Genomic DNA, 1595 nt, shown 5'->3' with positions numbered 1-1595 from the left:
GCAGCAACGCGGGCGATGCCTGCGGGGCCGGCGACTCGGCCTGCGCAAAGCCCATGTTCAGGCGCTCGGCGATGCGCGGCGCCAGCGCCAGCGCGCGCTGTGCCTCCTGCACCGCCTCGGGCATCGCCCAGCGCAGGTAGCGCAGCCGGGCCAGCGCCTCGTGCCACGCGCCCTGGTCCGGTTGCAGCGCCACCGCGGCGGCATAGCGGCGCTCGGCTTCGTCGAAGCGCTCCAGCTGCACGCACAGCCCGCCGAGCATCGCCAGGCCCTGCGCATCGTCGGGCCGCAGCTCGCAGGCGCGCTGCATCTCGGCCAGCGCTTCGGGCGCCTGGCCGAGCTGCAGCAGCGCGGTCGCGAGGTTCATCCGGTAGTCGGCCGCATCGGGCCGGCGGGCGATCGCGCGCCGCACAAAGGCGATGCCGAGCGCCGGCTGGCGCAGGCCCAGGTAGGCCACGCCGAGCAGGTGCAAGGCCTCGGGGTTCTCGGGCTGGGCGGACAGCACGGCCTGGTACAGCGCGAAGGCCTCGCTCAGCCGGCCTTGAGCGTGCAGCGCACGGCCCTGCGCCAGCGCAGCGTCGGCGTCGACCGGACGCGCGGCGGCCGGCACTGCCCTGACAGGCCGGTGGGAAGTCTTGTTGTTCATGTGATCGGAGTCGGAGCCGATGCAGCGAGGCATCGCAGGACGACATCAGACACGCGCGCGAAAACGTTCGCTGACGCAGGGTCTTTCACACCCCGACATCCCCCGACATGAAGCATGTCCAGCGGGCGAAGCGTGGTCTATATTGCAACGCCCAGGTCCCGAACAATCACAAGATGAACAAGCGCGAGATGCTGCACGCCGTGGCCGCGGGGCTGGGAACGATGTTGTGGCCGGGGCAGGCGGCCGCGGCCACCGAGGTCGCCGACATCGCCGGTGTGGTCCGCCACTACGCCACGCTCGTCCACGCGTCCTACAGCGACAGCCTGGCCGCCGCGCTCGCGATGCAGCAGGCCATCACCGCCTTCCTCGCGCAGCCCTCGGCCGCCACGCTGAAGGCCGCCCGCACCGCGTGGATCGACGCCCGCGAGTGGTACGGCCAGACCGAGGCCTTCCGCTTCTATGCCGGCCCGGTCGACGACGGCAAGGGGCCGGAGCAGCGCATGAACACCTGGCCGGTCGACGAGTCGTACATCGACTACGTGCGCGACCGGCCCGACGCCGGCCTCATCAACAACCCGAAGGCGCCACTGACGAAGGCGGCGCTGGCCGCGGCCAACATCCGCGGCGGGCTCGAGAACGTCTCCACCGGCTGGCAYGCGATYGARTTCCTGCTGTGGGGCCAGGACCTCAGCGAGACCGGCCCCGGCGAGCGCCCGTTCGAGGACTACGTCGACGGCAAGGGCCTGCATGCGGATCGCCGCCGCCAGTACCTCTCGGCCGTCACCGGCCTGCTGATCGACGACCTGCGCTACCTGATCGCCGCCTGGGCGCCCGACGCGAAGGCGAACTACCGCGCGAAGTTCGAGCGCGGCGGCATCGAATCGGTGCGGCGCATCGTCATCGGCATCGGCGCGCTGTCGCGGGCCGAGCTGGCCGGCGAGCGCATGGAGGT

Annotated in this window: 2 protein-coding genes; one reads left to right on the top strand and one right to left on the bottom strand. The window is 71.8% G+C overall.

Features of this window, described 5'->3' with window-relative positions:
* Positions 1 to 643 (bottom strand): tetratricopeptide repeat protein (locus AC1D15_RS31290; protein WP_477829101.1); only part of this gene is annotated, 643 nt, incomplete at its 3' end.
* A gap of 173 nt (positions 644 to 816) precedes the next feature.
* Here AC1D15_RS31290 and AC1D15_RS31285 point away from each other — a divergent pair.
* Positions 817 to 1595, top strand: a 779-nt coding sequence (locus AC1D15_RS31285; RefSeq protein ID WP_477829100.1) for an imelysin family protein, incomplete at its 3' end; no start/stop codon positions are given.

This window comes from Rhizobacter sp. P2_H2 (assembly GCF_056403375.1).
This window is presented reverse-complemented; position numbering and strand designations above follow the sequence as displayed.